This window comes from Actibacterium sp. (assembly GCF_041584535.1).
Taxonomy (GTDB): domain Bacteria; phylum Pseudomonadota; class Alphaproteobacteria; order Rhodobacterales; family Rhodobacteraceae; genus Actibacterium_D.
The window spans coordinates 21,649-28,787 of the sequence record NZ_JBFHDW010000002.1 but is presented as its reverse complement, the minus strand read 5'-3'; the positions used below and the strand labels follow the sequence as shown (position 1 = coordinate 28,787).

Here is a 7,139-nt window from a genome sequence, read left to right as displayed (position 1 = left end):
AGCGGCTGTATAGCCTCAGCCTGGTGTCCTGGCACTTCTGGCTGGCGACGATCGGTATCGTTCTTTACGCCTCTGCGATGTGGGTGTCCGGTATCATGGAAGGCCTGATGTGGCGCGAAGTCGATGCGCAGGGTTTCTTGGTGAACTCGTTCGCTGACACCGTTGCCGCTAAGTTCCCGATGTATGTGGTTCGCGGTCTGGGTGGTCTGATGTTCGTCACTGGCGGCCTGATCATGTGCTACAACCTGTGGAAAACCGTTACCTCGGCTCCGGCGATTGCTGAAGCCCCGGTTGCGGCGCCCGCTGAATAAGGGAGGTGCTGAAAATGGGTATCCTCGACAAACATAAAGTCATCGAGAAAAACGCGACGCTGCTTCTGGTTCTCAGCCTTCTGGTTGTGACCATCGGCGGGATCGTGGAAATCGCCCCTCTCTTCTATCTCGAGAACACCATCGAGAAAGTCGAGGGGGTGCGCCCCTACTCGCCGCTCGAACTAGAGGGCCGGAACATCTATATCCGCGAAGGCTGCTATGTCTGCCACAGCCAGATGATCCGTCCGATGCGTGACGAGGTCGAACGCTATGGCCACTACAGCCTGGCGGCCGAGTCGATGTATGACCACCCGTTCCAGTGGGGGTCCAAACGGACTGGCCCCGATCTGGCCCGCGTTGGTGGCCGTTATTCGGACGAGTGGCATGTTGACCACCTGCAGAACCCGCAGTCGGTCGTGCCGGAATCGGTGATGCCGAAATACGCCTTCCTTGAGCGCAAGCTGATCGACGGCGCACATGTCGGTGACGTCATGCGGACCAACGCCCTGGTTGGCGTCCCGTATACCGATGAAATGCTGGAAAACGCTGTTGAAGACTTTGAGGTTCAAATCGACCCCTGGGGCGATACCGATGGTCTGCTCGAGCGCTATCCGGGTGCGCAGGTGCGCAATTTCGACGGCCAGCCGGGTATCTCGGAAATGGACGCCCTGATTGCCTATCTGCAAATGCTTGGCACGCTGGTTGATTTCTCGACCTTCGAGCCGGTCGCAAGCCGGTAAAGGGGGGGAACATGGACACATATTCCCTTTTTCGCGAGATCGCTGACAGCTGGGTATTGCTGCTTATGACGGCGTTCTTTGTCGGTGTGATTGTCTGGGCCTACCGGCCCGGCAGTCGCCCGGCCCACCGGGACAGTGCCGAAATTCCGTTTCGGCACGAGAACAAACCCGCCAGCGACGACGATCAAAGCGGCGCGCATTTCAAGGAGGCGCGGACATGAGTACTGAAAACAAAAAACTGCCCGGCGACGTCGAAACGACGGGCCATTCCTGGGACGGTATCGAAGAGTTCAACAACCCTCTGCCCCGCTGGTGGTTGTGGACGTTCTATGCCTGTATCCTTTACGCTCTGGTCTACACCATCGCCTATCCGGCATGGCCGCTGATCAGCGGTGCAACGCCTGGGGTTCTGGGCTATTCGACCCGCGCCAACGTGGCCGCCGATATTGCAAAATTCGACGCCATGAATGCTCCGGTCGAGGCCAAGCTGGTTGCAGCTGAGCTGACCGACATCACCAACACCCCCGAGCTGCTGAGCTATTCGGTCAACGCGGGTAAAGCGGTGTTCCAGACCTGGTGTGCCCAGTGTCACGGGTCGGGCGCGGCTGGTGTTCAGGGTGCGGGCTATCCGAACCTGCTGGACGATGACTGGCTGTGGGGTGGTGCGATCGAAGACATCCACACCACCATCACCCATGGTATCCGCAACGAGCAGGACCCGGATGCACGCTATTCGGAGATGCCGAAATTCGGTGAGATCCTCGAACCGGCGGAAATCGCTCAGGTCGTGCAATACGTGCGCACCCTGTCCGGTCAAGAAGCTGACGCTGCCTTGGCTTCCGCAGGTGAGACCGTGTTCCTGGACAACTGTGCCGCTTGTCATGCCGACGACGGCACCGGTGACCGGTTCCAGGGCGCTCCGAACCTGACGGACGCGGTCTGGCTGTATGGCGGCGACGTCGACACCCTGACCGAGACGGTGACCAATGCCCGCTTTGGCGTCATGCCCAGCTGGCAGGCTCGTCTGTCCGAATCCGACATCCGCGCAGTGGCGACCTACGTCCACTCGCTGGGTGGTGGTGAATAAACAAAGGTCTTCCGGGGGTCCTCAGGCCCCCGGTTGAACGCACCGGCCCCCTTCCTGTTCGCGCGTTTCCTGGGGGCCGGTGTCATTTTTGGGCTTAGCCCATCGCGCCGCCCGACCCGCGAGACGCCGCTTTTCTGGCATCGGTCCCAGTGACCCAGAACGCCATAAAGGTCCAGGCTGCGCAATACAGCGCCCCGACCACCAACAGCAATTCCCCCGGCACCGGACCGATATCGGCGCGGGTGATGAATTCGTCCCAGCTTGTCGCCGAGGTCGGGTGGATCATCAGCTTGCCGATATAGGCGGTCATCTGGATCAGCAGGATCCACAGATAATTCCGCCGCACCCGCCGCGCCATCGCGGTGCCAAAGCCGATGTGATGTTTCGGACGTATATAATCGTCGGCCAGAACCTGTTGCCAGTTTTCTTCGGTGTGCAGATTCCCGTCGACCAGCATCGGCGCGTAGAAATGAGTCTCCATCCACCGCGCCCGCGCGCGCCAGACGTTGAAATAACGATAGCGCCGGGCCTCCAGCGTCAGAAACAGGAAAATCAGGATGCCGACCAGCAGCAGCGGCAGCGGCGATGCGTCGGGCGAGGCAAAGGAAATCGACAGCGCGACGCCCAGCGTGACAACCGCCCAATTGGTCGTCGTATCGAGTCGGGTTCGCCAGATTGTGCTGCGATAGACCTCGCCGCGATAGAGATGTGCAAGCGCAGACATTTCCGATGAGGTAAACTCTTCGGCACAATCGGGCGTGCGTTTTTCGTGCATTGCCCCCTCCCTTGCTTAAATTTCGACCTCTTGGTGGGCCTTTTGTCACAGTGTCACCAGTTTTGATCTGGGTCAAAGCCTATGCAGCCCCGTCATGCGACATGACAACCGCCAACACATATTTTGGATGTAACAAAAGTGTCCGATACTCAGACCCCCTCCCCCAAACTCTACGCCGCCCGCGAACCCGTCTTTCCTCGTCGGGTCAGCGGTAAATTTCGCAGCCTGAAATGGTGGTTGATGGCCTTTACTTTGGGCATTTATTACCTGACCCCGTGGATCCGCTGGGACCGAGGCCCGCAACTGCCGGATCAGGCGGTTCTGGTCGATATGGCCAACCGGCGCTTTTTCATGTTCTGGATCGAAATCTGGCCGCACGAATTCTATTTCGTTGCCGGCCTGTTGATCATGGCCGGGCTTGGATTGTTCCTGTTTACCTCGGCGCTGGGCCGGGTCTGGTGCGGCTATGCCTGCCCTCAGACCGTCTGGACCGACCTGTTCATCCTTGTCGAACGCTGGGTCGAGGGCGACCGAAACGCCCGCGTCCGGCTGTGGAAGGCCAAATGGGACCTTCACAAGATCAGGCTGCGCCTGACGAAATGGATCCTGTGGCTGCTGATCGCCATCGCGACCGGCGGGGCTTGGGTGTTTTATTTCACCGATGCGCCGCAACTGCTGGTCGAACTGGTTACACTGAACGCGCATCCCATTGCCTATACGACGATTTTCGTGCTGGCCGCGACGACCTTTGTGTTCGGCGGCTTCATGCGCGAACAGATCTGTATCTATATGTGCCCGTGGCCGCGCATTCAGGCCGCGATGATGGACGAAGACACCCTGACCGTCGGCTATCGCAGCTGGCGCGGCGAGCCGCGCGGCAAGCACCGCAAATCGGCGGATGCGGATCAACTGGGCGATTGCATCGACTGTAACGCCTGCGTCAACGTCTGCCCGATGGGCATCGACATCCGCGATGGTCAGCAACTGGCCTGTATCACCTGCGCGCTGTGTATCGATGCCTGCGACGACATCATGGACAAGGTCGGCAAGCCGCGCGGTCTGATCGACTATATGGCCCTGACCGACGAGGCCCGCGAACGTGCCGGCAACCACCCGAAATCGGTGTGGAAGCACATCTTCCGCCCGCGCACGATCGTTTATGTCTCGATGTGGACGGCTGTGGGTCTGGCGCTGTTGGTCGCGCTGTTCATCCGCTCGGATATTGATATGACCGTGTCGCCGGTCCGCAACCCGGTCTTCGTGACGCTGTCGGATGGTTCGATCCGCAACACCTATGACGTGCGCTTGCGCAATAAACATGGCGAAGACCGCCCGTTCCGGATTACGGTCAAAGGCGACCCGACTCTGCGGGTCGAATTGGAAGGCACTTTCTACGAAGTCGTGAACGTGCCCGCCGACTCGATGCGCATCCAGAGGGTCTATGTTATTGCGCCGGCGTCGTCCGATCCGGCCAAAAGCGAACGGACCGAGTTCCGCTTCTGGGTCGAAGACACCAGCAATGGCGACCGGGCGCATACCGATACGGTCTTTAACGGAACGGGAAAATGACCATGGCCACCAAGGAACTGACAGGCCGGACCGTCTTTATCATCGTGGCCTCGGCCTTTGCGGTGATCATCGGGGTGAATTTGTTGATGGCCTTTCTGGCCGTCGACACGTTCCCCGGGCTTGAGGTCAAGAACTCGTATGTCGCCAGTCAAGAGTTCGACACCCGGCGCGAAGCTCAGGTCGGGCTGGGCTGGGTGGTCCAGCCGTCTTATGCGGACGGTCAGGTGCATCTTGTCTTTACCGGCCCGAACGGTGTCGCTGTCACCCCGCAGGATCTGCAAGTTCTGATCGGCCGCACGACCGAGGCCCGCGATGACGTTCGTCCCGAATTCACCGGCTATGCCGGGCGGTATTCCGCCCCGCTGGAACTGGCGCGGGGCAAATGGATGATGCGGGTCGAGGCCGTGTCCGAGGATGGCACGCCGTTCCGCCAGCGTCTGGAACTGATCGTAAAGGGCTGATCCGATGACTGCGGTGATGACGCAACGCCCCTCTGCCTGTCCGGCTTGTGCGGTGACACCCGCCGCCGAAGCCTTGGCCCAGACCCGCGCCGCCACCGAGGCGCGGGTGATGCTGTCCTTGCCGACAATCCACTGCGCGGGCTGTATCTCCACGGTCGAGCGCGGCCTGAACGCCACACCGGGCGTGCGCACGGCGCGGGTGAACCTGACGCTGAAACGCGTCGCGGTCGAGGCCGACCCTGAAATCACCGCCGACGCCCTGATCGGGGTGCTGGGCGGCCTTGGCTATGAGGCGCACGAACTGGATCCCGGCGTGATCTCGGCCACCGCAACCGACAAGGCCGGGCGCGACATCCTGATGCGTCTGGCGGTCTCGGGCTTTGCCATGATGAACGTCATGCTGCTGTCGGTGGCAATCTGGTCGGGGGCTGCGGATGCAACCCGCGATCTGTTCCACTGGATTTCCGCCGCCATTGCCTTGCCGACCATCGCCTTTTCCGCCCAGCCGTTTTTCCGCAATGCCTGGAGCGCGCTGTCAGCGCGGCATCTGAACATGGATGTGCCGATCTCGCTGGCGATCCTGCTGGCGGGCGGGATGTCACTGTATGAGACCATGCTTTCGGGCTCTCACGCCTATTTCGATGCGGCGCTGTCGCTGACGTTCTTCTTGCTGGCCGGGCGCTATCTGGATCACCGCACCCGCGCCGTTGCCCGCTCGGCGGCCGAGGAACTGGCGGCGCTGGAAGTGCCGCGCGCCCTGCGGATCGGTGCCATGGGCGAAGAAATGGTGGCGATTTCCGCCCTTGCTGTCGGTGATATCGTCCGCGTCAAGCCCGGCGCGCGGGTGCCGGTCGACGGGGTCGTCACTGTTGGCCAGTCCGAGATCGACCGCTCGCTTCTGACCGGCGAGACCTTGCCGGTGTTCGCCGGACAAGGGCAGGTGGTCAGCGCTGGCGAAGTCAACCTGACCGGCCCGCTGGATGTGCGCGTGACGGCGGCGGGCGAGGACAGCTCGCTGCACCGCATGGCCGATCTGGTGGCTATCGCGGAAAGTTCGAAAAACCGCTATACCTCGCTGGCTGACCGCGCCGCGCGGATCTATGCGCCCGGTGTGCACCTGCTGGCGCTGGCGGCCTTTATCGGCTGGATGGTGGCCAGCGCGGGCGACATGCGGCTGGCGCTGAATATCGCGGTTGCGGTTCTGATCATCACCTGCCCCTGTGCGCTGGGCCTTGCGGTGCCTGCCGTGACCACTGCGGCCTCGGGGCGGTTGTTCAAGAAGGGCATGCTGATCAAGGACGGCACCGCGCTGGAACGTCTGGCCGAGGTTGACAGCGTGGTGTTCGACAAGACCGGCACCCTGACCATGGGCGCGCCCGAAGCTACCAATCTGACCAACCACACCGCCGATGATCTGTCGGTGGCGCTGGCACTGGCTGCCGGTTCGGCGCATCCGTTGGCGCGGGCGCTGACCGCGGCGACGACGGCTGCCGGGATCAATGCGGCGCAGGTCACCGATGTGACCGAAGTGCCGGGCTACGGCGTCGAGGGTCGCTTGGGTGACCGCATGGTGCGCTTTGGCCGCGCCGAATGGCTGGGTGCCGAGGCCGGGACCGAGACCGCCGCATGGTTGCGCGTCGGTGACGCCGCGCCAGTGGAATTCACCTTTGCTGACAGCCTGCGCCCCGGCGCGGAAACCGCCATCGCCGCCCTGAAACAACAAGGGATCGCGGTGCATCTGTTGTCGGGCGATGCGGCGGCACCGGTGGCCGATCTGGCCGCCCGGCTGGGGATCGACAGCTGGCAGGCCTCGGCCTTGCCCGCTGACAAGGCCGCCTTTGTTCAGGCGCTTGGCGCCAAAGGTCAGCGGGTGCTGATGGTCGGCGACGGTTTGAACGACACCGCAGCCTTGGCCGCCGCGCATGTGTCGATCTCGCCCGCGACGGCGCTGGATGCGGCGCGGGTGGCGTCGGATATCGTGCTTTTGGGGGCCGATCTGTCGCCGCTGGGCGAGGCGCTGATCACCGCCCGCAAAGCCACGCGCCGGATCAAGGAAAACTTCGCCATCGCGGCGGGCTATAACATGATCGCGGTGCCGATCGCGCTGTTGGGCTTTGCCACGCCGCTGGCGGCGGCCTTGGCGATGTCGGCCTCGTCGATTACCGTATCGCTGAACGCGCTGCGGCTGAGGTGATC

8 protein-coding genes are annotated in these 7,139 nt (G+C 62.2%); 7 read left to right on the top strand and 1 reads right to left on the bottom strand.

The window, feature by feature from the left end; translation table 11 throughout:
• The 4 genes from ABYW26_RS00330 to ccoP all read left to right on the top strand — a co-directional run.
• The coding region (locus ABYW26_RS00330) for a cbb3-type cytochrome c oxidase subunit I (protein ID WP_372602664.1) at nt 1-311 on the top strand (311 nt) is incomplete at its 5' end.
• A gap of 14 nt (nt 312-325) precedes the next feature.
• Nucleotides 326-1,051, top strand: coding sequence for a cytochrome-c oxidase, cbb3-type subunit II (gene ccoO / locus ABYW26_RS00325; protein WP_372602663.1), 726 nt, complete (start codon nt 326-328; stop codon nt 1,049-1,051).
• 11 nt (nt 1,052-1,062) lie between these two features.
• Nucleotides 1,063-1,272 (top strand): cbb3-type cytochrome c oxidase subunit 3, encoded by a 210-nt coding sequence (locus ABYW26_RS00320; RefSeq protein WP_372602662.1) that lies wholly within the window; start codon nt 1,063-1,065, stop codon nt 1,270-1,272.
• On the top strand, nt 1,269-2,138 hold the full coding sequence (ccoP, locus tag ABYW26_RS00315) for a cytochrome-c oxidase, cbb3-type subunit III (protein WP_372602661.1): 870 nt from the start codon (nt 1,269-1,271) through the stop codon (nt 2,136-2,138). Before ABYW26_RS00320 ends, ccoP begins: the two co-directional genes overlap by 4 nt.
• A gap of 94 nt (nt 2,139-2,232) precedes the next feature.
• On the opposite strand, the gene ABYW26_RS00310 is transcribed toward ccoP, so the two are convergent.
• Nucleotides 2,233-2,913, bottom strand: coding sequence for a DUF2270 domain-containing protein (locus tag ABYW26_RS00310; RefSeq protein ID WP_372602660.1), 681 nt, complete (start codon nt 2,911-2,913; stop codon nt 2,233-2,235).
• A gap of 138 nt (nt 2,914-3,051) precedes the next feature.
• On the opposite strand from ABYW26_RS00310, the gene ccoG reads away from it, so the two are divergent.
• The 3 genes from ccoG to ABYW26_RS00295 are packed head-to-tail and all read left to right on the top strand — an operon-like array spanning nt 3,052 to nt 7,137.
• Nucleotides 3,052-4,482 (top strand): cytochrome c oxidase accessory protein CcoG, encoded by a 1,431-nt coding sequence (gene ccoG / locus ABYW26_RS00305; protein ID WP_372602659.1) that lies wholly within the window; start codon nt 3,052-3,054, stop codon nt 4,480-4,482.
• The gene (locus ABYW26_RS00300; RefSeq protein ID WP_372602658.1) at nt 4,479-4,943 is read left to right on the top strand and encodes a FixH family protein; all 465 of its coding nucleotides are present in this window, start codon (nt 4,479-4,481) and stop codon (nt 4,941-4,943) included. Before ccoG ends, ABYW26_RS00300 begins: the two co-directional genes overlap by 4 nt.
• A 4-nt stretch (nt 4,944-4,947) precedes the next feature.
• Entirely contained in the window at nt 4,948-7,137 is a 2,190-nt protein-coding gene (locus ABYW26_RS00295) for a heavy metal translocating P-type ATPase (RefSeq protein ID WP_372602657.1), read from the top strand.
• Nucleotides 7,138-7,139: the final 2 nt, after the last annotated feature.